We start from the raw sequence: 25,994 nt of genomic DNA on the forward strand, positions 1-25,994 counted from the left end.
AGGTGAAATGATGGCGAGCCAAAACCCGATGGATGTCCTGCGCGAGCTGGCAGAGAAGAAACTGAACGACACCACCACCCGTCTCGGTTCGGCGCGCCAGACCCACCTTAACGAAACCGCACGGCTCGATCAGCTCAAGACCTATGCGCAAGAGTATCGCGAGCAGATGCAATCAACGATTGTCGGGCAGGGCGTATCCATTATGGCTCTGCAGGCGCACCAGCACTTTTTGACCTCGCTGGATGGCGTCGTGGCGCAACAAGTCAGGAGAGTATCTGCCAGTCAGTACACGGTGGATAACGTGCAGGAAGCATGGAGAAAAGATAAGCAGCGGCTGAATGCTTTCGAAGCACTGAAAAACCGTGCCGACGCACAGCGATTATTAAAAGAGAACCGACTGGAACAGAAGATGATGGATGAGTTCGCCCGTCGCGCCAGTCAAAGGAATAAATAAGATGATTATCCAACATTCACTCCCGGCCTCGACCGTTGACGCTGCACGTCAGACCGCTTCCGCATCGTCCGCGCAGGAAGAGGGGCGCTTCGCTGGCGAACTGAAAAAGCAGCTCTCATCAGGAGAGGCGCAAGACGCGCGGCAGAACGCCTCGCCGCAGGAGAGCATGAAAAAGCCCGCTGATAAAAAAGCGCAGCTCGCTGACGCAGCGCCAGCCACGACGGTGTTACCTGCCGACCTGCTTACTCAGGCGGCGAATACCCTGCCGATGCCGCTTGATACCGCTACCACCACCGCGGATGCGCTGCTGGCGCAGGGCATACAGACGGCGCAGCCCGATCTGGCCGCACTGCCGCAGGTGAGCGCCGAGCCAGCGCTGGCTGCCACTCCGGCAAGCCCGCTTCTCGCCGCTGCGCTGCCGGCTGAACCGCAGGCAGGCGATCCGCTGACCCAGGTGAATTTCACCGCCGTGCTGGATGAGCAAAAGCCAACACAGGATCTGCCCGCAGGCGTTAAGCCGCAGCCGGCCCGGCCCGAGGCGCAGCCCGCAATGCCGTTAACCGCGAGCACTGTTGAGGGTAAAGCGCCATCGTTAACCTCTGCCGACAGCAGCCCCCAGGCGACCACACCCGTGGCGGCTCCCCTCAGCGAGAGCCTGACGCAGGCGCTGCATAATCTCAAAGCCGCGGAGCCGGTTGCCACGCCGCATATCGTCGCCCAGGCCGCGCCAGTGACGGCGACCGCTCCTGCCACGGCGATCGCCACCTCAACCGTTGCCACCGCCACGTTGCAGGCGGAGGTCGGTACGCCGGGCTGGCAGCAATCACTGGGACAGCAGATTGCCGTCTTTAGCCGCAACGGCGTGCATCACGCAGAGCTGCGTCTGCATCCCGAAGAGTTGGGGGCGCTGCAGGTGAGCCTGCGGGTGAATAACGATCAGGCGCAGGTCCATTTTGTCTCCGAGAGCCACCACGTTCGTGCGGCGCTGGAGTCAGCGATGCCGACCCTGCGCACCATGCTTGAGCAGTCCGGTCTCTCACTCGGGCAGAGTAGCGTGGGCGCAGACACCCCCTCTTCGGCAGGCGATGCCTATTCCGGCAATGCATCTGGACAAGGAAAGTCTGAGAGCGGGCAGGGCGAAGTGAGTCATTCACCCGAAGATGAGACCCCCGTCGTAACGCGTGTTATGCATTATTCGCGCGGAATCAATACCTTCGCTTAATAGCCGGACGTGAACTGGCAAGGTGCTGACACTAATTTCAGTTTTTCAATGAATTGTCCTGGATGGGTGCTGTATTAAAATAACGGCATTCCATCAGGTCATTCGCCAGTCGCATGATTCTTGATTTAATTTTTACTACAGAGTTATCCATCAAATGCCGAAGAAAAAAAATGCAGCGCCAGGCGGGAAAAAAAGCCCGCTGTTAATTTTACTCATCCTGTTAGTTATCCTGGGTGTCTGCGCAATTGGCGCTTATGCCTATGTGGAAATCAGTAAATTAAAAAATCAGGTCACCAATATTAATGACGGTAAAGCAACTTCCGCTCCGGTCGTAGAAGCAGTGCCGGTCTATATGGATCTCGATACATTTACCGTCAGCCTTAAACCGGACGCCCACGACAGCGACCGCATTCTTTATATCGGCCTGACGTTGAAAGTTGCCAATGCTGAAACGAAAACCCTGCTGGAGCAACATTTACCGGAGATTCGCAGCCATTTACTGGTGCTCTTTTCTCAACAGACTGCGGCTGAATTAACTACCGACCAGGCAAAAGAGCTGCTTGCGCAAAAAACCCAGGATGTAGTTAATACATCAATCCCGGGTCAGAAGAAACCGATGGTAACGAACGTCCTGTTTAATGCATTTATCTTACGGTAATCAGTATGTCGGACAGTATTTTATCCCAGGATGAGATCGACAATCTTCTGAATGGCGGGCCCAGCAACACTGAAAATAGTGAGCCAGCTGCCCCCGCATCGCCAGAAGATAATATTAAGCCTTACGATCCGAATACGCAGCGTCGTGTTGTCCGTGAGCGTTTATATTCGCTAGAGATCATCAATGAACGTTTTGCGCGCCAGTTTCGCATCGGCTTATTTAATATTTTGCGACGTAGCCCGGACGTCACCGCAGGGAATATTAAGATTCAACCGTACCATGAGTTTGCGCGTAACCTGCCGGTGATGACCAGCCTGAATCTGATCAACATGAACCCGTTACGCGGTACGGCGCTCTTCGTCTTCTCGCCGAATCTGGTCTTCACGGCGGTGGATAACCTGTTTGGCGGTGATGGGCGCTTCCCGACTAAGGCGGACGGACGTGAATTTACCCCAACCGAGCAGCGCATTATTCAGCGCATGTTATCGATGGCGCGTGAGGCCTATGACTATGCATGGACCTCAATTTTCAAAATTAAAACTGAGTTTGTGCGTTCTGAATTACAGGTGAAGTTTACCAATATCACCTCTTCACCGAACGATATTGTGGTGACCACGCCTTTTCATGTCGATATTGGGTCGCACAGCGGTGAGTTACAGATCTGTATTCCGTTTAGCATTATTGAACCGATTCGCGAACTGTTGACCAATCCACCGCTGGAAAACTCGCAGCATGAAAATAACCAGTGGCGCAGTTCGTTAGCCACGCAAATGCGTGATACCGAACTGGAGTTGGTGGTGAAGTTTGCTGAGATCTCCACCCGTCTTTCAAGAATTATGAAACTGAAACCGGATGACATTATTCCGCTGGATAAACCCGAACAGCTTGGCGGGTTTGTTAATGACGTGCCGGTGATGACCGGAAAATACGGCAGCGCGAATAATCAATATGCCATCCAGGTTGATGCATTACACAATTCAACATTGTTAGGTTTAAAGAAGGAGTAATTGTCGTATGAGCGATATGGAACATGAATCAGGCTCAAATAAGTCTTCGCTCGGCGACCTCTGGGGCGACGCAATGAGTGAACAGTTGTCCAGTGAAAATAGTGCCGAGGTGCATTCTGAGGCGGATGATGTAATGGTGAATTTATCTGAAGATTTAAATCTGGTGCTCGATATTCCGGTGAAAATGACCGTGGAATTAGGGCGCACCAAAATGACGATCAAAGAGTTATTGCGACTCAGCCCAGGCTCCATTGTTTCACTGGATGGCCTGGCCGGTGAACCGCTTGATATTTTGATCAATGGTTATTTAATCGCGCAGGGCGAGGTAGTGGTGGTCTCCGATAAATTCGGTATCCGTATTACTGACATTATTACCCCTTCTGAGCGCATGCATCGTTTGAGCAGATAATGAATACGCAGTCGCTTAATGCTGTTCAGCCCGTCTCTGCAGCGCCAGCAATGGCGCCTGTTGGTACCGGCAATATTATCGGCGCGCTGGCGCTGGTGATCCTGCTAATGGCGGCTATCGCCTGGATCGCCCGCCGCACTGGCGTCGCTACACGAATGGTAAAGGGACATAACATTCTTAGTGTGAAACACACCCAGTCAATCGGTGCGCGCGAGCGCCTGGTGGTGGTCGAAGTGGACGACAAATGGCTGCTGCTGGGCGTGACGCAGAACAACATCACTAACCTGATGACGATGGAGAAACGGGCAGACGTTGAGGAGCTTAAAGCCGCGTCACTCCTCCCGACTTTTCAGAGAGCGTTAGTGAACTGCATCGCCCGGCGTAAAGGTGAGAGTAAATAAGATGAAACGTAACACTCGCCTGCTGATGCCTCTGTGCGGGCTTGGCCTGGCGCTCGCCGGATGGCTACTCCCGGCCCAGGCGGCGCTGGCAGCCAACAATGACATTCTGCTCTCCCACTCGGCAAACGGTGAGAGCTGGTCGCTGCCGGTCCAGACCCTGGTGCTGCTGACATCGCTCACTTTTTTGCCCGCCATCCTGCTGATGATGACCGGCTTTACCCGCATCGTGATTGTGCTGGGACTGCTGCGCAGTGCGCTCGGTACGGCAAGCACCCCGCCCAACCAGGTGCTGCTCGGGCTGGCGCTCTTTTTGACCTTCTTCGTGATGTCGCCAGTGTTGAACCGGGTCTATGACGAAGCATGGGTGCCGCTGTCGCAGGACAAGATCTCCATGGAGGTCGCCATTGAGAAGGGCTCACAGCCGCTGCGCGCCTTCATGCTGAAACAGACCCGTGAAGGGGATCTGGCGCTTTTCTCCCGTATCGCGAACGCTGGCGACTTCGCTAACGCCGACGCGGTGCCGATGAGCATTCTGGTGCCCGCATTTGTCACCAGTGAGCTGAAAACCGGCTTCCAGATTGGCTTCACGCTGTTTATTCCCTTTCTCATCATTGACCTGGTGGTCGCCAGCATTCTGATGGCGCTGGGGATGATGATGGTACCGCCGGCGACGATTTCGCTGCCCTTTAAGCTAATGCTGTTTGTGCTGGTGGATGGCTGGCAGCTGATTATTGGTTCCCTCGCGCAGAGCTTCTTTTAGCAAGAGAGTAAAAAATGACACCTGAAAGTGTAATGTCGCTGGGGTTCCAGGCCACCAAAGTGGGGCTGATGATCGCCACCCCGCTGCTGTTAGCCGCGCTGGCTGCTGGCCTGCTGGTCAGTATTCTGCAGGCCTCGACGCAGATCAACGAAATGACCCTGTCGTTTATTCCCAAGATCCTGACGCTGGTGGTGGTGCTTATCGCCTGCGGCCCGTGGATGTTGACCACGCTGGTTGACTACATGCGCGGCCTCTTCACCAGCTTGCCTTATCTTATTCGCTAAGTATGTTTACGCTCTCGCTGGTTCACCTCTATGACAACGTAAACCAGTACTTCTGGCCCTGTTTGCGCATGCTGGCGCTGTTCGGCGCCGCGCCGATTTTCAGCGAAAAGCCGCTCAGCTCCCGCTTTAAGGTGGCGCTGGCGCTGTTAACCGCTTTTCTTATCGCGCCACAGCTGCCCGCCAGCAACATTGCTATCGCTTCGCTGGAAGGGTTCTGGGCCTGCTGCCAGCAGCTGATTATCGGCATCGCCATTGGCCTCTCCGTCCAGCTGATTTTTGTCGCCGTGCGCCACGCGGGCGAGATCATCGGTATGCAGATGGGGCTCTCCTTTGCCATGGTTTACGATCCTGGCGGCGGCCCGAGTATGCCGGTGGTGGCGCGCCTGTTAAACCTCTTTGTTACGCTGCTGTTTCTCACTTTTGATGGCCATCTCTATATGCTCGAAGTGCTGGCCAGCAGTTTCACCGCTTTTCCGATCAATGCCGCACCGCTGGGGGCCGACGGCTTTATGGCGATGGTCAGCGCCGGAGAGATGATCTTCCGCTACGGTATGATGCTCGGCCTGCCGGTCATTACCTTGCTGCTGTGCCTCAACCTGACCATGGGGCTGCTCAACCGCCTGTCGCCGCAACTCTCCATTTTCGTCATTGGTTTTCCCATTTCGTTAACCGTCGGCATGGTCGCCATGTCGCTGGTGATGTTCACGCTGGCTCCCTTCTTCGAAAATATGATGGGCGGCATTTTTGACCGTCTGTTCGTGATCCTTACGGGGTTCAGATAGCCATGAAGGAAAGCTGCTTTTTACCGCACTATTTTTCACTTTTCGTCACCGGAGGTGACGTTTTCCAGGGAAGAGGTTATGAGCCTGAAATCCTCCGTCAGTACCGCTAATGTTTTGATTTACAGCGAAGATCACTTTTCCGCGATGGGGCTGATCACGCTGATAAAGCTCTATCGCCCCAACTTACGCGTCAGCTATATCAACAGCCTTGAGGAGGCGAGCCGGGCGACGGGGAGTAAGCTGCGTATTCTGGTGGCGGTGGCAACTCAGGCCACCAATCTGATGTCGTTGATGCAGACCACCCACTATTTGCGCGAGCTGAAAGCGGAGTTGCCTTGTCTGCTGCTGTGTGAGGATTTCGATCCCGTGCTGCCCGCGTTGCTGCCGGATATGCCCCGGCTCGGCCTTAACGCGCCGATTCGCACGGTGTTTGACTCGATTACCGGCCTGATGTCGAAAAAGCGCGCGAAGCAGCAGGATCTCTCTGCATTGCCGCTACTGACGCACCGCCAGCGCGAGGTGTTATGTCTGCTGGCGTCCGGCTCCAGCGCGCAGGAGGTCTCCTCCACGCTCGGCATCAGCCTGAAAACTGCCTATGTGCACCGGCGCGATATTTTAACGCGCCTCAACATTGGCCCGAGCTACTACCGCGGCGTTTTTACCGGTCGTCTGGCGTAATATCCCGGGCGCAGAAACAGGAAAGCCCCGGCGAGTCGCACAATGGCTGACCCGCCGGGGCTCTCCTTGATAACCCGCCGCTGCGGCGCCCGTTGCCGGGCGCGCCTCTTATTGCAGGGTTGTCATGGTGCCTGCAGCGAAATCGAGCTGCGGGCTTCTTTTCATCGCCCGTGAAGGCGGTACACAAAGACTACAGGTAAAACCGTTAAACATATGCTCCGGCGTGCTGACAAAATTGCCACCGCAGCAGTCGCACTGGGTCTGCTTCAGCATGCCGCCCTCCATAAAGCGCAGCAGTGTCCATGCGCGGGTGAGACCCAGTACCGGCTCCTCATCCGCTTGCGCCAGACCGTGCTCCAGATACATACGGTAGGCTTTAATCATCAGCTCTACAGAGCGACCTTTTTCTGCCCTCTGCAAATAGCAGTAAATATTGTAGAAGATTGACGAGTGAATATTCTGCTCCCACGACATATACCAGTCAGCGGAGAAGGGGAGCATACCCTTCGGCGGCGAATCGCCCTTCAACTCTTTATAAAGTTTTAGCAGACGACGGCGGCTTAAATTCGTTTCACTCTCAAGAACCTGCATCCTCGCACCGAAATGAATTAACTCCATCGCGATTTGCGCGTCTTTAATTTCAGACATGATGCTTTTCTCTTCCAGCATTATCTCGCTCATTACGCTGCCTCGTTACCGTTATTATCAATGGCGTTAAGCAGGTTGCTCGACAGAATAATCCCGGTATGCAGTCGTTGCAGCGCATCGATACGGGAATCTTTTGTCAGGCAATTTATCACCACATCATCATCGATACGCAGGCGGCTGATTAGCTGCCCGGTAGAGGCGAGTTTAATCAGTTGCGGCAGCGATAAGTGGTTGAGCGTCTCCAGCGTGGCGTCGTTTAAGCCGAGGCGGAAACCGGCGGCAATCTTATCTTCACGGATCAAACGCTGAGCCAGTAATAAATAGGAAAGGTTCAGATCCTGAATAGACTGCATTTGTTCTTCAAAATTGTGTTCGTTCATAAGTTGCTCCCGTAACACCACACCGGATGCGGTATTACTATTATTTAACAATAAATATGCGAGCAACCACTTTATTTCGATAAGAATAAACTAACTAATAAAAGAAACTTTACACTCTTATTTTGCAGGCGATATTTTTTATTCCTGCATATATATGTCTTTAAGTTGTTCCTTAAGACGGAAATAAGATTACACATTTGACTTAATTCAAACAATCGCCTAAATGAGGAAAAAAGCGGATCATTGCCGTTCTGTTACTATTGTTTCAGGTTGATCTCTTTATTTTCAATGTGTTGCATCACTATTGCTGGTGCATTTTCTTTAATTACATAATAGAAAACCCTGAAATGAAAAAGATTCTTCTTTTCAGATAATTTTTATCTTATTGAATTTTCAGATACCTGAAAAATATATTATATAACCACACTCCGTCTTCAGAAGAGCGACTAAGCAACCTGGAATGCGTCAACTGCTCACTGTGGTTGTGGTTTTTAGCGGTGCAACAGCGTTTTCTGTGTAATGCAAAGATAGTGAACGTACAGCAAACTCACCCGGCGGCAGGGACTGTTTCACGTTTGTTAGCCCTGGCCCCCTGGTGCGTGTTAAATGAGGAGCGGCAGTCATGCGTGTTGCGATAGCGTTAGCCATGTTGTTGTCAGAAGCATTGCCCGCGTGGGCTGATGCACTCCCTGCGCCGCAAAACCAACAGGTTGCGGGCCTGATCCGCACACCGATAATGCTACCGGTGACACTTGAGAACGGCCAGCCGGCGCTACTGGATGCGTTTGTCACCCGCCCGGCAAATAGCGAGCCTGCGCCGGTGGCACTTATTACCAACGGTACGGCGGACACCGCCGGGTTTGACCGCTTCGTGATGAACCCGAACCGCTACGCCTCGACGGCGATGGCTTTCGCCCGCCACGGCTATGCGGCGGTGGTTGTGCTGCGCCAGGGGTATGGGCAGTCGAGCGGTGCGGCGGAGTATACGGGTGGATCGTGCGCGCAGCCGCACCATCGACTGGCGGGTGAGCGCGACCGCAGCACCTTGCTGGCAGCGCTGAAGGCAATTCGCCAGCAGCCGTGGGCCTCGCCGAAGCAGGCGGTGTTGGTCGGGATCTCCTCCGGCGGTTTTGCGATGCTGGCGACCGGCGCGGCGAACCCGCCCGGTGTGCAGTCGATAATTAACTTTGACGGCGGGCGCGGCGCGCTGGATGGCAAATCTTTCTGCGATCAGCCTGGCTTGCTGAAGGTGCTTACCGATTACGGTAAGAGAACTACAATTCCGTCGCTGTGGCTCTGTGCTGCCAACGATCGCGCCTTTCCCCCGGCAACGGCGAAAGCGATGTTCAGCGCATATCAGCGGGGCGGTGCGCCCGCGCAGTTCGTCGCGATGCCGGCGTTTGGCGAGAATGGGCATACTTTTATGGACTCGGCTCCGGAGGCGTTCTGGTGGTCGTCGGCCGCGCACTTCTTACAGCAGCAGGCGCTGCCCTATCAACCCATTGCCGCGCTGCCGCAGACGCAACTTCCTGTGCCGTCGGTACTGAATGAGGAAGGGCGCAAAGCGTTTCAGGAATATGCTGCATCACAACGCTATGAGAAGGCGTTCGCCATCGACGCGCAGGGGGACTGGGGTGTTGCTTACTGGGCGAGAACGCGCGACGAGGCGGCGGAAAGCGCGCTTGGCTACTGCGCAAAACAGCGGGAAGCTGGCAAGGCGAGATGTCACCTCTACACTATTAATAATGAGGTTGTACCTGAACAGACCGTGCAACGTTAGTGAAAATCAGGAGGAACGATGAGACCACCGATGACCGATGACGAAATCACGTTACTGAAAGCGGACCTCGATAAGCTGGGGGAGAGCCAGCTGGTGGGGATTGAGGCCTACGAGGCGCTGCATCTGCTGGAGATCCGCAGGATGACGGCGAAGCTGGAGCATATTAAGCGGTTGCTGGGGAGCGAAGAGAACGAAGTGTAACGCCGGGCGGGTTCCCTGAAGTTTTGCGAGAAGGGTTCCAGTTTCGAAACGACGCGCTACTATAGAGCGGTTTTTCCTTGCCGATTGTAGGGTTTTATTTTTATTGTTTTGGCGCGTCTGCCACAGCAGGCGTCGGGATTGACCTCCTGAAAACCCTCATCGGCAACAGAGCTGTTCTGTTGTGCGTTCGGTTACCTCTCAATGGTGGGCCGGGCGGGGGCGTCGCGAGACGCGCCGGTATCCGATGGGCCGGTAAGGTCAACCCCGTTCAGCCCGCCTCCCATGAGTTTGACCTCTCTGGTGGCGGAGATCATGACTGCCATTGGAGAATGTCTTATGACGAAAACCCTTACGAAAACCCAGCGCCACTGTATTGTCGGCTACCGCCCGAACCGCGGCGACACCAGCACACCCGCTCTGCAACTGAAAGGTAAATGGCTGCGCGAAGCAGGCTTTGAAACCGGCGTGCATGTCACGGTGCAGATATCGAAAGGCTGCATCGTACTCCTTCCCGATAATGACACCGTGCATGAACTGCGTGTGCAGCTTGAACAGGCCAGGGCGGTGATTGATAACGTCAGGGAAGGTGTGAGGGGGGTTTAGAGTTGGGGGTTATTTTGTTTAATGGTTTTGAAGGCTTAATTGACGGTAGCCTGGTAATGCGAAACCAGTCAAAAGGGGCGGTAAGCGCCCCTGAGTAGATTCTGATTTATACGTTGATAGAGGGTATGAGATTAATTGCGCAGGCTCTCATCTTTAGTCATCCTTATATTCCTACTACGCATTTGCGGCAGTAAGAATCATCAAGGCAACTAGTTTAAGGGGACTTAATCCGCAAACTGCGCTTTATGATAAGAAATGCGTCCTTACTCTATTAATATTCAAGCAACGACTTTTAAGCCCACAATCTAACCATAAATACTAGCGATGATAAGCAAATCATAAAATCTTTAATCAAACCCTTCAAGTAAGTCATTTACACCATTGGATGTATCTAAAATAATATCGTTAAGGATCTTACTCGCAGCTTGTTTATATATTACAGGAGTCATGAGAGTATGTCTGAATTGGAGTATTATTCCTATGATGTCTGGGATTATTTCATTGCTAAAAACTACAACATCTCCATCTTTAGTAGAGATTATTGTGTTTTCTGGTAGTTTCAATGTATCAAAATACAATCTATCGTAATAATCTTTTTCTTTGAAAAAATATTCTGGATTTCTTAATCTTATTATTTCAAAAACAGTACTCCTGAGAGATGTTGGGTATGTTATATGGGTTACATAGTCACGAAAACCTATAAAACTGTTCTCGAAAGTATTGTTGGAAGAGTCCTCGTATCCGAAAACGTCAAAGTCACCGAGGCTTGCGTTGCTATAAGGCGTCAAAAGAAGTCGCATGTCAGTAAAATAGCTAATGCTCGTCCAGATTTCTTTATCACTTTCACTGAGAACATTAAGAGATTCAATTTTTTCTGCATGGTTGAAATACTCATCCAGACATTTTCGTAATATAGATTTTCTAAAAGAGGCGTAATCTATATCAGAACAAAGTTCAATAATATTTTTGAATTTCACCGAACTATTACTTTCATACATTTTTAATAATAACTGATCTCTTTTATCTTTAACCTCAATACAAATAAATTCAGCGCAAAAGTATTCCATAAGTGATTTATGAGACCAGCGATATAGCGCTCCTTCCTTTATAAATAGGGGCACTGAATATGTAAGATCACTGATGAAAGTTATTGGTTTGACACTTATCCCTTTAAGTTTTCCTGTTATTTCAGTAAGAGCCCTTTCAAGTTCCCCTCTACTAAACTCTAATCGTCCATTGTTTTTTAAACACCAAAAAGCTAACCGACGCAAAATTATGCTGAAATCCGTTATATCCAGTCCAGATTCTTTTCTTCTAACGTAACCCGTTTCTTTACTAAGGTCGTGAGTCTCAAAAAGTGCCTCAAAAACTTGACTATAAAAAAGATCTTTACGACGTGGAATAACTGGTTTGTATTTATAAGAGCAAAAAAGGAGCGAAACATATAAAGGCGTTGTTAAAAACTCAATGATGGCACTATTATCTTTCTCTTTCATTAATTTTATTTCAGAAATCAATTTATTAGAAAGTATTAGGCTGTTACCAATCTTTGATGAGTTAATATCATACAATCTTATTAAATTATAAGACTGGTTTATATCTAATGGTTTTATTTTGAATCTGTTAAAAGCGTGTAACTCGAGAAGTGATTGGTCTGGCCTTGATGTAATGATTATTTTTGAATCAGGCATTTCATCACTAAAAGTTTTTATCCTTTTAATCAAATCGTTTTTTATATCAAAGGGGATTTCATCTACGCCATCAAAGAAATAAATAAATGGAATTTTTTGTAGTATGTTATCGTCGTTGGGACTATCTAATCCGATTAAACTTTTGATTTGCTCATTAATCGGTGCGTTAGTGAGACTTCTTAATTCTATGTATATAGGAACTTCTTTTGAGTAGTCAATAACGTCGATGACAATTTTTTTCATTAACGTCGATTTGCCCATTCCAGCGTTATCTATAATTAGTATGTTCTGAAACCGACTTAAGAGACTATCACCTCTATGAACCACATATTCACTTATCTCTCTAGAGTCTAATGTTGAAAGAGTTAATGGGACGTATATATCATTAACTTTTTTTAGAATATTTGGAAACGCTAAGGAATTAATAAGTGAACATTGCGCCCTTGTTTTTGCTAAATAATCAGACATCTGACTTTTAAGCTTGATTATATTTTTTTCTTTATTATAAAAATCTATACTCCTGTTAAAAATAAAGGGGAGGATTTTTTCTTCAAACAGTTTTGCAGCCCAAGGCTTGGCTAATTCGACAGCATGCTCAATAGTTATCATCTATGCCCCCTTTTCAAAAGAAATAACTTAACAATAATATATTACACTTAACCTATTAAAGAGAAAACTACTAAAGACTGCATTTCTTATATCCTTTGAAGCAAGAAAAGTGCTTACAATTGTTATGACCCCTTAAAAGGGCACAAAGTATAAGGGATAACACATAACGCTAACGAAAGGACCTGGGCGATTTGAACTGGGACCGACCGACAACAAAAAAGCCCGCAGGGCTTGCGCCGTGCGGGCTCTTAGGACTTCATCGGATGACTCTGGTAATCACCGATGGAGAATTTTGGTGGAGCTGGCGGGAGTTGAACCCGCGTCCGAAATTCCTACATCCTCGGTACTACATGCTTAGTCCGTCTTTACATTCGCCGGCCAGCTGCGGAAGGACACGCTACTGACAGACTAGCCTGATTAGTTTTAACGCTTCAACCCCAGGCAGGGCGTCCGCGCGATCTCTTTTGGGTTTGACCTCTCTTGATCCCCGTCCTAAGAGCGGAGGCTAGGGAGAGAGGGCTCTAAGCAGGTTATTAAGCTGCTAAAGCGTAGTTTTCGTCGTTTGCGACTATTTTTTTGCGGCTTTTTACGAGGCCAACCGCCCCTCGGCATGCACCTTGGGTTTCGCGAATCCCGTCGAATCCAGAATCAGCCCCAAAAGTGTGAAAAGGAGTATAGCAAACTTTCACCGTGACATGCCAGTCCATATCCACGTCGTTTTTGTTTTCAATAATTTGCCTGTTTTTTAACCGCCCAAAAGAGCAGGATGTTTTATAGAAAAATAATTATTTCTCACGTAATTAAATAAGCTAAACCCAGCAGTAATAATATTAATAACAGCTTAATAATATATTATACATCGTGATTTTCTTTACATTCCCACCGCGATTAATTCAGTTTCTATTAATCTCTTTATGCACGAAATTAAGTAGGCTTAATTGCTGATATATCCATGCAAAATATATTGTGTATCGAAAGTAATTGTTATTAATTTGTGACTTAAAACGTTGCCTAAATACAGAAGCTTGTTTATATCTTTCTTATTGTAAGAATTTATTAAATGATGATGGATTACCATAATAAATGAAAAACAATGACTTAGGTATTCTTTGCCACAGCTGTCTCACCCCCATTCCCTGTCACATCTATTGATTAGGTAACCCGTAATCCTGCGCAAAAACAGATGCCCGCAGGCGCTCAAATATTGCTTTCGCTTCCGAGGTGAAAATATGGCCCCGCAAAATAGTCTTCCTGGTTCCGTCGACGTAATAAACCAAAAAACTGGCGATGTTGTTGCTCAATATGCGAAAGGCAGCGACAGGATCGTAAATTTAACTGACACCAGCATCGTACGCGTAAATGCATCGCAGGAGTCGGTGAATTTCTTCGAGCGTGAAGGCAATGACCTGATCGTCCATATGAAAGATGGCTCCACGGTCCGTTACAACAGCTTCTTTACCGTGGATAGCGAGGGCCTGCACAGCGAGCTGATTTTCGAGGATGAACTCGGCACATACCAGGCAGCCTTCCCGTACGCAGCTGCCGCAGGGCCTGCTACTGCAGAAGCCATCGTTCCGGCGTTCAGCGAAGTGGCACTCGGATCGCTGGTGGGTGCCAGCGGCTTCTCGGGCCTTGCGGTGCTCGGCGGCCTGGCTGCTGTTGGTGGCATTGTCGGGGTGGCTGCTGCAGCGAGTAGCAATGGAGGCGGCAGTAATAATGGCGGCGGCGATAACGGCAGCGGTGGTGGTGACAACGGCGGTGGTAACAACGGCGGCGGGGACAACGGCGGCGGGGAAACGCCTGCTATCCCAACGCTCAGGATTAACGCGATTGCTTCCGATAATATCATCAACCTCGTCGAATCTACCGAACCGCAGCTGCTAAGCGGAGTGACGGAAGTCGTAAATGCAGGCAGTACCGTCACCATCAGCGCTAACGGACAGACCTGGACCACCACAGTCCAGGATGATGGCAGCTGGAACGTCTGGCTCACGCCTGAAGATCTCAGCGCCTTTGGGCAGGGTTTGCACGTTCTGAGATTTGCCCTGTTCTCGGGATCGGACGCCGTCGCCACGGCAGATTCAGAAATAATCATTAGTACCACGCCGCCGGTGCTTGAGCTTACTCAATTCACCCCAGGCGATATCCTCGATCAGGATCAGCACGTGGCAGATAAAATTGTCCGCGGCTTTGTTGGAGCTGAGGATGCCGGCAGCACCATTTTCGTGACGCTCAACGGTCGCACCTACTCGGCGATTGCCAATGCTGAGGGGCAGTGGGAGCTGGTTATCCCTGCGGCAGACATGGCGCTGCTGGAGGATCGGCAGAGTTACACTCTTCTTTATCGCGCGGTGGATATTGCCGGTAACGTCAGCGAAGAGACACGCACCTTTAGCACCAACTTCAACACCCCGGATATCACGATCAATCCGGTCGCCACTGATAACATCATCAACAGTGCCGAAATTCTTATTACCCAGGTCCTCTCGGGCCAGACCTATAACATTCCGCCTGGCCAGCTGGTGACCATTACTCTCAACGGCAAAACCTACTACGCCGAAGTGATGGGGGATGGCAGCTGGAAAACCTCGATACCGGCGGGCGATCTCGGTTTATTGCCTCAGGGCGATAGTGCACTGACCGTCACCGTTAACGATGCGGATGGCAACGCGATCGTGCGAACCGTACCCATTAACGTCGACACGACTCTGACCGGTGTGGCCATCGCGATCCTCTCTACCGACGACTATCTCAACGCCAGCGAAGCGGAAAATCCGCTCGAAGTGCGCGGCGTTACCACCGTCTTTGGTGAAGGGGTAACGATTTATGTCACCGTCAACGGCATCAACTACCCGGTAACCAGCATTGATGCCTCCGGACGCTGGAGCGTCACTATTCCATCGGAAGATTTGCTGCGCCTGCAAGATGGCGCGAACGTGATCATCGCCACGGTGGAGCTTGACGATCAGAGCGCGCAAGACTCACGTACCCTGAATGTGCAAGTTCACCGCCTGCCTGATCCGGTAATGGATGCGCCGTTTGGCGATGGCTATCTCAATGCAGCAGAGAAAGGGGTCGATCAGGTACTGAGCGGCAACACCGGCCTGACCAGCATCGGACAGCGCGTCACCGTCCAGGTGGCGGGCAAAACCTACCAGGCAACGGTCGATAACGACGGAACCTGGAAAGTGACCATTCCGGCCGGCGATCTGCAAACCATCCCGGATGGCCTGGTCACCGTGACGGTTAACGCCAGTGATGCGGCCGGCAATACTACGCCGCTCACCGGGACGGCGATTGTCGATACCCAGTTCCCGGCGCTCAGCCTGCTGCCGCTGACCAATGATGGCAAACTGAACGGCGCTGAGCTGGGCCAGGATCAGATTTTAAGCGGCGTAAGTGGCGTTAGCGAGCAGGGTCAGACTGTCGTTATTACCCTGAATGGCAAAACCTACACCACGGTAGTGGGCAGCGACGGTAACTGGCAGCTTACGCTGCCTGCCGCCGATCTGAGCGCGCTGCAAACCGGTAGCTACCCATTGACCGTCACGCTGACCGATGCAGCAGGTAATAGCACCACCGTTACGCAACCGGTTAATGTTAAAACCAGCGGCGTACAAATCGGCGTCCAGCCGCTGACGGACGGTAACGCCCTTGATGCGGCGGAAATCAAAGTTGACCAGATCCTGCACGGCACCTCCAGTGCGGAGGCGGGAAGTATTGTGACGGTGATCCTCAACGGTGTGCGTTACGAAGGCGTGACGGATGTTCAGGGCAACTGGCAGGTGACGCTTCCTGCCGTTGAGCTGCAAAAACTGGGCGACGGTGGGCAAACCCTTACCGTCAGCGTGACGGATGGCTTCGGTCAGAGCACCACTATTGAGTCGGGCTTTAATGTCGATACCACCAGCGATGCGGTGGCGATCAACATTATCGCCAGCGATGACTACCTGAACGCCAGTGAAGCCGCTGAGGGCTTAACTATTCGGGGTAACAGCGCAGGGTTGCCTGCGGGCACTATCGTCACCGTCACGCTGAATGGGGTGGACTATGCGGCGACGATCCAGGCGGATGGCTCCTGGCAAACGCAGGTCGATCCGGCGGCGTTGCAGGCGCTTGCAGATGGCACCCAGACCGTGACGGCAACGGTCTCCACCAGTGGTGGCACGCTGCTTGATAGCCATGATTTCACGGTAGCGATCAATACGCTGCCGAACGTCACGGTCGATCCGGCGTTTATTGATAACGTGGTTAACATAGCGGAAGCGGCTCAGAACCAGACCCTGACCGGTAATACCAATATTAGCGGCGCCGGGCAGACGGTGGTCGCACTCTTAAACGGGCAGCGCTATACCGGCGTGGTAAACCCCGACGGCAGCTGGTCACTGACCCTGCCGCAGGGGGCAATGGAGCTGTTAGCCGAAGGGCCGGGCAGCCTGACGGTGGTCGCGACCGACGTCGCGGGCAACAGTGCTAACAGCACCGTTAACTTCACGGTGGATAAAACGCCGCCGAGCTTAAGCGTGACGCCGATTAACGGCACCGATGTGCTCAACGGCAGCAATATCGCCACTGGCATCACGCTCTCCGGCACCACCTCCGCCGATGCGGCTTCGGTGGTCATCACGCTTAACGGTAAAAGCTACCCGGCAACCATCACCGATGGCAGCTGGAGCGTTAACCTTGATAACGCCGCGCTGAGCGATCTCGCGAACGGCGCAAGCTCGTGGACCGTGACGGCCACTGATAGCGCGGGCAACGTTACTACCGCGATCCGCACCGTGAATGTTGATACCACCGCACCTAACGTGGTGATGGACCCGGTCGCCCGCGACAACGTTATTGATTTGGCAGAACAGAATGCTGGTTTTAGCCTGACCGGGCGCACCGTACCCGCCGAGCCGGGGGCCACGGTCTCCGTTACGCTGAACGGGCAAACGCTGACCGGCGTGGTCGGCGGCGATGGCTTGTGGACCATCCCGGTCGCCCCTTCGGTCATCAGCGGCCTGACCAACGGCAGTTACCCCATATCGGTGACAGTAACGGACAGTGCGGGTAACGCTTCACAGCCCGTATCCAGCACTTTCACCGTCGATACCACCGCCAGCGCGATTGCTGTTAATCCGGTCGATGGCGATAACCGTGTCAGCGCCGCCGACATTGCCGATGGCCTGACAATCAGCGGTACCTCGGTACGGATCCCGGAAGGGAACACGATTACCGTCACCCTTAATGGCGTGCAGTATACCGCCACCGTAACGGCGGGCGGTTCCTGGCAGTTAACGGTGCCAAATGCGGATGCCGCCGCCATTGCTGACGGCACCGTTACGCTGACGGTTACCGGGGTGGATGAGAACAACGCGGTTGTCTCGAACGAACTGCCGTTTACCCTGATTACGCACGTGCTGCCGCAGCCGGTGGTGAATGCGCCGTTTGGTGATGGCGTGGTCAACGCCCAGGAAGCTGCCGCAGGCGGTAACCTGGCGGGCAACACGGGTGTCCCTGGCGCTGGCCAGAGCGTGACCATTACCATCGATAACGGCGCACCGCTTACCGCTCAGGTAGATGCGAACGGCAACTGGACACTGCCACTGACGCCTGCGCAGCTGGGCGCGCTCGGTGAAGGCAGCCATACCGTAACCGTTACCGCGACCGATGCGGCGGGTAACACCGTCAGCAGTTCGTCACCGATGACCGTCGATACGGTTCTGCCTACCTTCGCTATCAACAATGTCACTGCCGATAACATTATTAACAGCGCTGAAGCCGCTGGCGCGATCACCATCAGTGGCACCGGTGTTTACGATGCGCAGTCGGCGCAAACCGTTATTGTGCTGGTAAACGGACAGAACTATGACGCCATTATCCAGCCGGACGGCACCTGGAGCGTGGTGCTCCCTGGCGGTGCGCTGGCAGGCGTACCGGATGGTCCGGTAGCGGTACGCGTTACCGTCACCGATGCAGCCGGCAACAGCACTACACAAACCAGCAGCTTTACGCTGGATGCCTCTCCTGCCAACGCACCACAGGTGCAGATCGACAAAGTCGCCGGGGATGATTTTATTAACCGTGCGGAAGCGAATGGGCTGAGTGGCGTCACCCTCTCCGGCTCGTCACAGAATGTTGAAGAGGGCCAGACGCTGACGGTAACCCTCAACGGCAAAAATTATACGGCGACGGTTAATGCCGAGGGGCGCTGGTCGGTAACAGTACCGCCGGCTGATCTGGCGCAGGTGCCGGATGGTCGTCAGGCCATCTCGGTTACGGTGAACGATGTGGCGGGCAACAGCACAATTTCCAGCCATAACGTCACCTTTGCCGCGCAGCCTGGGTCGCAGCCGACCATCACCATTAATCCGGTGGCGCAGGATGATGTGATTAACGCCCTTGAGCGTGGCCAGCCGCTGAACATCAGCGGGTCGTCAACCTCGCTGGCGGCGGGAACGGTGATCACCGTTCTGTTTAACGATAAAACCTATACCGGTAGCGTGAACAGCAACGGTGACTGGACCATTACCGTGCCACAGGCAGATATGCAGGCGCTGGATGAAACGGCAAACGGCACGCCCTATCTCGTTTCGGCGTCAGCGGTCGATGCCGCGCAGAACCCGGCGAGCGCCAGCAGCAGTGTGACGGTAGATCTCACCGCACCGACGCTGGTGGTGGATGTCGCCACCTCTTTCCTCGGCGATGGCTATATCAGCATCGCCGAAGCGGCCGTAGATCAGGAGATTGGAGGCACCGGCACCGCAGGCGAAACGGTAACGCTTACCCTTAACGGCACCACGCTCTCAGCGCTGGTCAATGAGCAGGGCGAATGGAGTATGGTGATCCCGGCGGGGAGCTTGCAGGCATTGCCGCAGGGCTCGTCGCAAATCACCTTCGTCACCACCGATGCCGAGGGGAATAGCCGCCCGCAGGTTGTCGACATCAACGTCAAAACCCTCAATGGCCCGACGATGACGCTCGATCCTATGTTTGGCAATAACATTGTCAGCATCGATGAAGCTGCCAGCGACAGCACGCTCAGCGGGAGTGTGAGCGGTCTCGCCAACGGCACGCCGGTTGTGGTGACCATCAATGGCAAGGATTACGACGGCGCAGTTAACGACGGCAGCTGGTCGGTGGTGATCCCGCGCGATTCGCTGGACACCAGCGGGCAGTACACCGTGACGGTCAGCGGGGTGGATGAGTTTGGTAACCCGGCGACGGTCAATGGTAACCTCGATGTGGTGCTGACCCGGCCAACGGCTACTATCACTGAACCGCTGTTTGGCGATGACAATATTCTCGGTCAGGCAGAAGCGAACGCAGGCGTGCAACTGACCGGCTCTACTGGCCAGGCCGGGCCCGGGCAGAGCGTGACGCTCATCCTGGATAACGCGCAGGAGTTTACCGGCACTGTCGATAACAACGGTAACTGGATCGTCTCGCTAACGCCGGCGCAGCTGATTGCCATCACCGACGGGACGCACAATGTGCAGGTCTCGATCACCGATCGCGCGGGTAACACAACGGTTTCTGAGCCGGCAAGCGTCGAAATCCGCACCGATCCGCTGCCTGAGCCGCAACTGGCTCCGCTCTTTACCGACGGCATTCTCAGCGCCACCGAAGCTGCGGGTACTCAAACCCTGAGCGGGCAGCTTAACCTCGATCCGTCGCGCGTTGCCTCGGTCACCGTCAGCATCAATAACGGCACGCCGCTGGCGGCGACCATCAATGCAGATGGCACCTGGTCGCTGGTGGTGGATAGCGCGACGTTACAGGCGCTGCCGGATGGCGTGCTGCCGGTCACCGTCACGGTAACCGATACGGCGGATAACCAGGCGACCGGGCAGGGCAGTTTTGAAGCCATTATCAATGCGCTGCCGCAGGCGAGCTACGTCACGCCGTTCGGTGATTTCACCCTTAACCGCGCTGAAACCCTGAGCGATCAGCTGATCACCGGTAACACCGGAGTGATCGGCACCGGGCAAACCGTGACGGTGGTGTTGGGCAATCAAACCTACACGGGCACGGTTAACGAAAATGGCGACTGGACGGTGACGGTTCCGCAGGGCGATTTAGCGTTACTGAGCGATAACGACTCGCTGCCGTTTAGCGTCACGGTGCGCGATCGCGCGGGCAATAACGCCACCACCGATGCGCAACAAACGCCGGACGTGACGGTGCACACCACGCTGCCTGCGCCGACGGTTACCAATCCGTTTGGCGATGGCATTGTGAATATGACCGAAGCGGCGGGTGAAGTGACGCTGGCGGGGCTCACCGGCGCCACTGGGCCGAACCAGTACGTGACGGTGAAAATTGATGTTGATGGTGTCACCTACACCGCCAACGTCGACAACAGCGGCAACTGGTCTGTGGTATTACCGGCCGGTACGCTGCAATCTCTCGCCCCGGGCGCGCATGAGATCGCGATCTATGCCGAAGATCAGTATGGCAACAGCAACACCAGCACCGTTGATTACCAGGTCGCGCTGACGCCGCCATCGGTCACTATCACTGCGCCGGTCTTTGCTGATGGCTACGTCAGCGCGGCTGAAGCAGCAGCGGGCACCACGCTGAGCGGCACCTTCTCATCCTCTTACCCGGCGAACGCGGTGGTCAAAGTGACCATTGGCGATCAAACCTTTGACGCCACGGTGAACGGCACCGAGTGGACACTGGCGATGGATGCCGCCGACTGGAGCAGCATTACGGCGCGCGGTCAGCAAAGCGTCACCGTCAGTGTGACGGATGGTGCGCAAAACGTAGGAACTGCCAGCACCACGACCACGCTGCTGCTCGACCCACCGACGATCAGCGTGACCGCACCGTTTGCCGGCGACAACCTGCTCGACTTTGCTGAAAGCCAGACCAGCCAGGCAATTGGCGGCACCTCAACCGGCTTAGCCACTGGCGATACCGTGCGCGTCACCTTTGCGGGCGGAAACGTCTTTGAGACGACCGTGCTGGCAGACGGCAGCTGGGAGCTGGTGCTGACGCCAACCGATCTTGCGCAGCTCCAGGCCGGAGCCATTACCGTTGAGGGGATTGATAAAGCAGGCAACGTCGGCACGGCGACAAACGGCGGCACGCTTAGCATCGATCTTACGCCGCCGACCTACTCGGTGAATATGGATCTGGTCGCTGGCGACAACTATGTCAACGCCACTGAGTTCAGCAGCGGTACGCTGCAACTCTCCGGCCGCGCCTTCAATCTTAACGGCACCAACCTGACCATTTTGAACGGCTCAACGGTGCTGGGCAGCGCGACAGTCAACCCTGATGGCAGCTGGACGCTGGATGTGCCGCGCGCCTCGTTGCCGGACGGTAACTACACGTTAACGGTGCAGAGCGATGCCCAACCGGGGACGACGGCTTCGCAAAGGGTGGTCGTTGATACCGTCGCGCCGACGCTGGCGATGACGCAGTTCACCAGCGATGACGTGATCAACAGCAGTGAAAAAGCGGTGGCGCAGACCATCAGCGGCACCTCGGATGCCGAAGGCAGCCAGGTGACCGTCACATTGAATGGCAAAACCTACACCGCGCTGGTGGCTAACGGCACGTGGGCGGTCGATGTGCCGTCGTCAGATATGGCGGCGCTGGAAGATGGCAGCTACACCATTACCGCGACCCTGAGCGATGCCGCGGGCAACGCGACGGACGTTTCGCAGAACTTCACCGTGGATGCCTCCTCGCCGCTGCTGGCGGTCGATGCGCTTAGCGTTCCGCCGGTGCTTAACAGCGTTAACGCCGTCTCCGGCGTGGTGGTGCAGGGGCAGGGCGAGCCGGGTAACAGCGTAACCATTCAGCTTGGGCCATTGAGCTGGACAGGCACAGTCGATCAGCAGGGCAACTGGAGCCACACCTTCCCGCAACTTGATCTCAACACCCTGACCGACGGGCCGCAGGTGGTGACCATCTCCTCAACGGATGCGGCAGGCAACACCTCGAGCAACAGTGTGTCGCTTAACGTTGCGCTGAATAAAGCCCTTGGCGTGGCCATCGATCAGGTGTTTAACGACGGGATCCTCAACGTTGCGGAATCGCTGGTCACACAGCTGCTCACCGGTAAGGTGAGCGGCGATTATCGCGGCGCGAAAGTGTCGCTGACGGTGATTGGCACGGACTTCACCATTGAGGATCTGGCGGTAGCGCCGGATGGCTCCTACGCCTTCTCTTTGCCGCCCTCTCTCTGGCAGGGGCTGATTGCCGATACCCTGCAACTGCAGGTTGGTGTGGTCGATGCCAATGGCAACACCCGGTATGAAACCATCGATGTCGGGCTGGCGCTGACCGATCTGCCAGCGGTCAGCGGTGTGGTGATCGCTGGCGATAATGTGATTAACCTCGTTGAAAGCACTGTCGCGCAAACTCTATCCGGCACGGTGAGCAATGTCGCCAATGTGACAAGCGTGGTGGTGAACTTCGGCGGTCAGGCGATCAACGCCACGGTCGACGCGCTTGGCAACTGGAGCGCCGCGCTTCCCGCCGAACTGCTGAGCACACTGCCGGACGGCACGGCAACCGCCAACGTGACGGTGACCGATAAGTTCGGCAACGTCATCAAGAGCGATGCCAGCTTTAACGTGGTCAGCCATAACCTGCCCGCTATCTCTCTCGATCCGCTGTTTGGCGATGGCGTGTTGAGCATTCCTGAACTCGCCAGCGGCCTGCTGAGCGGTACGGCAACCAACCTTGCCGGGCGCGAGTTGACCATCAAGATCGGCGATGCCACCGCCTTCACCACCAATGTCGATAACAGTGGGCGCTGGTCGGTGAACCTGCCGGATGCGGTGAAAGCCGCGCTGCAAGGGCTGGGCAGCGGTACGCAAACCGTCACCATCACCGCCACCGATCAGTATGGTAACCAGGCGTCGCAGAGTGCAGGCCTGAAGGTCAATCTGGTTGCGCCGGTGCTCAACAACGTGACGCTGTTTGGCGATGGTTTGCTGAACGTGGCAGATTCGCTGGTCAATCAGACCATCAGCGGGGCCGCCAGCGGCGCGCCGGGTGGCAGCACCGTGCAGGTAGCCATTGGTGCGAAGGTCTTTACTGGCGTCGTGAATGCCAACGGCACTTTCACTATCGCCCTGACGCCGACAGATCTGGCCGGGCTGGCGGATGGTACCTTTACGCCCTCCATTACGCTGCTCACGCCGGACGGTAACAGTTCAACCACGGCGGGTAGCCAGGTGACTATCGGGGTGAAAAATGTGCCGACGGTGGCGATCACCTCGCTGTTTGGCAATGATGGTTTCCTCAACCAGAGCGAAGCGCTGGCGGCGCAGACCATCTCCGGCACCGTTAGCGGGCTGACTTCCGGCCAGGTGACGGTCACGGTCGGCAGTACGGCGTATCAGGTGCCGATCACCGACGGGCGCTGGTCGCTGGCGCTCTCCGCAGGTGCATTAGCTTCGATTGCCGATGGGACGCTGAGCGTCACGGCAACGGTGACCGATACCGTGGGTAACACCGCGACCGGCAGCCAGCTGGTGAACGCGATTGTGCAGGCGGTGCCCTCGATCGGTATCAATACGCTGTTTGGTAACGGGACACTGGATCTTAACGATCTGCTCTCCAACCCGATCCTCTCCGGCACCAGCAGTAACCTGGCGGTAGGCACGCAGATCACCGTTAAGGTCGGGCCGCTCTCCTATACCACCACTGTAGGGGCCAACGGTCAGTGGCAACTGGCGATTCCGGCGGTGTCACTGCAAAACCTGCAGGATGGCAACAATGCGCTGCAGGTCTCTGCCAGCGCGACGGATGCGGCGGGCAACATCGCCAGTGTGGTGCAGAGCGCCAGCGTGGCGATCCAGGCCCTGCCGACGGTGGCGATCACCTCGCTGTTTGGTGATGGGGCGCTGAGCCTTGCGGATATCACTACCGCGCAGGTGATTTCCGGCACCAGTCAGAACGCAGCTGGTTCGCAACTGACGGTTACGGTTGGCGGTAAAAACTACTTCACTACCGTGGCGTCGAACGGTAGCTGGAGCGTGACGGTTCCGAAGGTCGATCTCAGCGCGCTGGCGGACGGCACCCAGGCAGTGAGCGTCGCGGTGACTAACGCCGCCGGGAAAGTGGCGAACATTACCAGCCCGCTGGATGTCATCACCCATAACCTGCCGACCATTTCTCTCTCTTCGCTCTTCGGTAACGACGGCTATCTGAACATCAGTGAAGCGGCGAACGGCCAGGTGATCGGCGGCAAGATTGGCGGGGTGGTCAGCGGCTCGACGGTGGTCGTCACTCTTGGCGGCACGCCGATTGCTGCAACCGTTGATGCCAACGGCAACTGGACGGCGACAATCAGCAAAACGCTGTTGCAGGGGCTGACCAGCGGAACGACGAAAGTGGGCGTTTCGGTAACCGACCGGGTGGGCAACACTACCGCGACGGAAGCCGATGTGCAGGTGAAACTCACCCAGCCGACGCTGAGCACGAATCCGGTTACCAACCTGACCAGTGTCCTTAGCAACGTCCTGCTAGGGTTGGTTGGCTCGGCAAAACTGACGATCAGCGGTGCGTCAACAAATCTCAATCAAGGGGCAATTGTTAACGTTAATTTACTCAACCTCGCCAAGTCGACGGCGATTGTCGGCGCGGACGGGAAGTGGTCGACGCAGCTTGATGTCGGCCTGGACCTGGCGAAAATCCTCACGCTGAATACCGTAGTGAACCTCTATGCTGCGGATGTCGCGGGCAACCAGGCCTATCTCAACGTGGGTCTTAACGGCAGCAACCCCACCACCACGCCGCCTGCGGGCACCACCGCGTCGCTGATGGCAGAAGCCAACACCTTCTCGTTGCTGGCAGCAAGTGCCAGCGAAGAGGCAGACTCCACCAGCCGTGACAGCCTGAATACGCAGCATACGGCCACGGTTGAGACGGCGCGTCAGCCAGCGACGGAAACGGCGACGGCCGCCACGGCAAGCGACGAGAGCTACACCATTGGTGGGCTGAGTATCGATCTTGCCGATGGCACCAGCGAAAGTGGCGAGAGCGTCGAGGGGAGTAGCGGCAACGACACTATCCACCTCTCTTCCCTCGGCTTTGTGCAGATCGACGGCGGCGAGGGGGTGGATACGCTGGTGCTCGACGGTGCCAACCTGTTGCTAAACCTGATCGAACTGGGAAGCAAAGTGAGCAATATCGAAGTGATCGATCTCGGTAAATCGGGCAGCAACAGCATCACGCTGGATCTCAACGAGGCGCTGAACATCACCGATAAAGCGGAAGATGACCTGCTGATTAAAGGGAGCATTGGCGATGAGATCAACCTCAAGCAGGGTGTCAGCGATACCTGGGCGATCAGCGGGCAGCGCGACGTGGATGGCATTCAGTTCGACGTTTATCACAACAGTTCGCAGGCCAATACCCTCAGTGATGTGCTGATCCAGCATGGCCTGCACGTCAATATGGTCTGACGTTCTGCC

17 protein-coding genes and 1 other RNA gene are annotated in these 25,994 nt (G+C 54.5%); 14 read left to right on the top strand and 4 right to left on the bottom strand.

The genetic code is table 11. The annotated features are described in order from the left end of the window. Window positions 1–7 precede the first annotated feature (7 nt). The 10 genes from fliJ (at window position 8) to PU683_RS08800 (ending at window position 6,655) form a co-directional block, all read left to right on the top strand. Complete coding sequence (fliJ, locus tag PU683_RS08755; protein WP_277171129.1) at window positions 8–454, top strand: flagellar export protein FliJ; 447 nt, start codon at window positions 8–10, stop codon at window positions 452–454. Between the two features lies 1 nt (window position 455). Beyond that, entirely contained in the window at window positions 456–1,676 is a 1,221-nt protein-coding gene (locus PU683_RS08760) for a flagellar hook-length control protein FliK (RefSeq protein WP_277171130.1), read from the top strand. Between the two features lie 154 nt (window positions 1,677–1,830). Further along, the gene (fliL, locus tag PU683_RS08765; protein WP_277171131.1) at window positions 1,831–2,334 is read left to right on the top strand and encodes a flagellar basal body-associated protein FliL; all 504 of its coding nucleotides are present in this window, start codon (window positions 1,831–1,833) and stop codon (window positions 2,332–2,334) included. A gap of 5 nt (window positions 2,335–2,339) precedes the next feature. After that, on the top strand, window positions 2,340–3,341 hold the full coding sequence (fliM, locus tag PU683_RS08770; protein WP_277171132.1) for a flagellar motor switch protein FliM: 1,002 nt from the start codon (window positions 2,340–2,342) through the stop codon (window positions 3,339–3,341). A gap of 7 nt (window positions 3,342–3,348) precedes the next feature. Then, window positions 3,349–3,750 carry a flagellar motor switch protein FliN gene (gene fliN / locus PU683_RS08775; RefSeq protein WP_277171133.1) on the top strand — a complete coding sequence of 134 codons (402 nt, stop codon included), beginning with the start codon at window positions 3,349–3,351 and terminating at the stop codon, window positions 3,748–3,750. After that, window positions 3,750–4,151 (top strand): flagellar biosynthetic protein FliO, encoded by a 402-nt coding sequence (fliO, locus tag PU683_RS08780; RefSeq protein ID WP_277171134.1) that lies wholly within the window; start codon window positions 3,750–3,752, stop codon window positions 4,149–4,151. Before fliN ends, fliO begins: the two co-directional genes overlap by 1 nt. A 1-nt stretch (window position 4,152) precedes the next feature. After that, a complete protein-coding gene (gene fliP / locus PU683_RS08785; protein ID WP_431190932.1) occupies window positions 4,153–4,911 on the top strand; it encodes a flagellar type III secretion system pore protein FliP in 759 nt (252 codons plus the stop codon). A gap of 14 nt (window positions 4,912–4,925) precedes the next feature. Beyond that, entirely contained in the window at window positions 4,926–5,195 is a 270-nt protein-coding gene (gene fliQ, locus PU683_RS08790) for a flagellar biosynthesis protein FliQ (RefSeq protein ID WP_042712437.1), read from the top strand. A 2-nt stretch (window positions 5,196–5,197) separates the two neighbouring features. Then, complete coding sequence (gene fliR / locus PU683_RS08795; protein WP_277171135.1) at window positions 5,198–5,977, top strand: flagellar biosynthetic protein FliR; 780 nt, start codon at window positions 5,198–5,200, stop codon at window positions 5,975–5,977. A gap of 78 nt (window positions 5,978–6,055) precedes the next feature. Continuing rightward, complete coding sequence (locus tag PU683_RS08800; protein WP_277171136.1) at window positions 6,056–6,655, top strand: helix-turn-helix transcriptional regulator; 600 nt, start codon at window positions 6,056–6,058, stop codon at window positions 6,653–6,655. A 108-nt stretch (window positions 6,656–6,763) separates the two neighbouring features. Here the strand turns inward: PU683_RS08800 and flhC are convergent, their stop codons facing one another. Both flhC and flhD read right to left on the bottom strand, forming a co-directional pair. After that, window positions 6,764–7,324 carry a flagellar transcriptional regulator FlhC gene (gene flhC / locus PU683_RS08805; protein WP_277174247.1) on the bottom strand — a complete coding sequence of 187 codons (561 nt, stop codon included), beginning with the start codon at window positions 7,322–7,324 and terminating at the stop codon, window positions 6,764–6,766. 11 nt (window positions 7,325–7,335) lie between these two features. Continuing rightward, a complete protein-coding gene (flhD, locus tag PU683_RS08810; protein WP_277171137.1) occupies window positions 7,336–7,683 on the bottom strand; it encodes a flagellar transcriptional regulator FlhD in 348 nt (115 codons plus the stop codon). A 622-nt stretch (window positions 7,684–8,305) separates the two neighbouring features. Between flhD and PU683_RS08815 the strand changes: the two genes are divergently transcribed. The 3 genes from PU683_RS08815 (at window position 8,306) to PU683_RS08825 (ending at window position 10,267) form a co-directional block, all read left to right on the top strand. Next, the gene (locus tag PU683_RS08815; protein WP_277171138.1) at window positions 8,306–9,463 is read left to right on the top strand and encodes a dienelactone hydrolase family protein; all 1,158 of its coding nucleotides are present in this window, start codon (window positions 8,306–8,308) and stop codon (window positions 9,461–9,463) included. An 18-nt stretch (window positions 9,464–9,481) separates the two neighbouring features. Next, the gene (locus tag PU683_RS08820) at window positions 9,482–9,664 is read left to right on the top strand and encodes a hypothetical protein (RefSeq protein ID WP_042712430.1); all 183 of its coding nucleotides are present in this window, start codon (window positions 9,482–9,484) and stop codon (window positions 9,662–9,664) included. 336 nt (window positions 9,665–10,000) lie between these two features. Continuing rightward, a complete protein-coding gene (locus tag PU683_RS08825; protein ID WP_277171139.1) occupies window positions 10,001–10,267 on the top strand; it encodes a SymE family type I addiction module toxin in 267 nt (88 codons plus the stop codon). 347 nt (window positions 10,268–10,614) lie between these two features. Here the strand turns inward: PU683_RS08825 and PU683_RS08830 are convergent, their stop codons facing one another. Beyond that, the gene (locus tag PU683_RS08830; RefSeq protein WP_277171140.1) at window positions 10,615–12,567 is read right to left on the bottom strand and encodes an NACHT domain-containing protein; all 1,953 of its coding nucleotides are present in this window, start codon (window positions 12,565–12,567) and stop codon (window positions 10,615–10,617) included. A 293-nt stretch (window positions 12,568–12,860) separates the two neighbouring features. Then, window positions 12,861–13,223: a transfer-messenger RNA gene (ssrA, locus tag PU683_RS08835) on the bottom strand. Window positions 13,224–13,796: 573 nt separating this feature from the next. Here ssrA and PU683_RS08840 point away from each other — a divergent pair. Next, window positions 13,797–25,985: an Ig-like domain-containing protein gene (locus PU683_RS08840; protein ID WP_277171141.1), complete on the top strand. Its 12,189-nt coding sequence runs from the start codon at window positions 13,797–13,799 to the stop codon at window positions 25,983–25,985. Window positions 25,986–25,994: the final 9 nt, after the last annotated feature.

Origin of the sequence: Candidatus Kosakonia sp. 282A-S69 (genome assembly GCF_029433855.1) — a bacterium.
GTDB classification, from domain to species: Bacteria; Pseudomonadota; Gammaproteobacteria; order Enterobacterales; family Enterobacteriaceae; genus Kosakonia; species Kosakonia cowanii_A.

Excerpts from the sequence above, each read along its gene's own strand:
- fliJ (WP_277171129.1), top strand. The coding sequence starts at position 8 with ATGATGGCGAGCCAAAACCCGATGGATGTCCTGCGCGAGCTGGCAGAG.
- PU683_RS08760 (WP_277171130.1), top strand. The coding sequence starts at position 456 with ATGATTATCCAACATTCACTCCCGGCCTCGACCGTTGACGCTGCACGT.
- fliL (WP_277171131.1), top strand. The coding sequence starts at position 1,831 with ATGCCGAAGAAAAAAAATGCAGCGCCAGGCGGGAAAAAAAGCCCGCTG.
- fliM (WP_277171132.1), top strand. The coding sequence starts at position 2,340 with ATGTCGGACAGTATTTTATCCCAGGATGAGATCGACAATCTTCTGAAT.
- fliN (WP_277171133.1), top strand. The coding sequence starts at position 3,349 with ATGAGCGATATGGAACATGAATCAGGCTCAAATAAGTCTTCGCTCGGC.
- fliO (WP_277171134.1), top strand. The coding sequence starts at position 3,750 with ATGAATACGCAGTCGCTTAATGCTGTTCAGCCCGTCTCTGCAGCGCCA.
- fliP (WP_431190932.1), top strand. The coding sequence starts at position 4,153 with ATGAAACGTAACACTCGCCTGCTGATGCCTCTGTGCGGGCTTGGCCTG.
- fliQ (WP_042712437.1), top strand. The coding sequence starts at position 4,926 with ATGACACCTGAAAGTGTAATGTCGCTGGGGTTCCAGGCCACCAAAGTG.
- fliR (WP_277171135.1), top strand. The coding sequence starts at position 5,198 with ATGTTTACGCTCTCGCTGGTTCACCTCTATGACAACGTAAACCAGTAC.
- PU683_RS08800 (WP_277171136.1), top strand. The coding sequence starts at position 6,056 with ATGAGCCTGAAATCCTCCGTCAGTACCGCTAATGTTTTGATTTACAGC.
- flhC (WP_277174247.1), bottom strand. The coding sequence starts at position 7,324 with ATGCTGGAAGAGAAAAGCATCATGTCTGAAATTAAAGACGCGCAAATC.
- flhD (WP_277171137.1), bottom strand. The coding sequence starts at position 7,683 with ATGAACGAACACAATTTTGAAGAACAAATGCAGTCTATTCAGGATCTG.
- PU683_RS08815 (WP_277171138.1), top strand. The coding sequence starts at position 8,306 with ATGCGTGTTGCGATAGCGTTAGCCATGTTGTTGTCAGAAGCATTGCCC.
- PU683_RS08820 (WP_042712430.1), top strand. The coding sequence starts at position 9,482 with ATGAGACCACCGATGACCGATGACGAAATCACGTTACTGAAAGCGGAC.
- PU683_RS08825 (WP_277171139.1), top strand. The coding sequence starts at position 10,001 with ATGACGAAAACCCTTACGAAAACCCAGCGCCACTGTATTGTCGGCTAC.
- PU683_RS08830 (WP_277171140.1), bottom strand. The coding sequence starts at position 12,567 with ATGATAACTATTGAGCATGCTGTCGAATTAGCCAAGCCTTGGGCTGCA.
- PU683_RS08840 (WP_277171141.1), top strand. The coding sequence starts at position 13,797 with ATGGCCCCGCAAAATAGTCTTCCTGGTTCCGTCGACGTAATAAACCAA.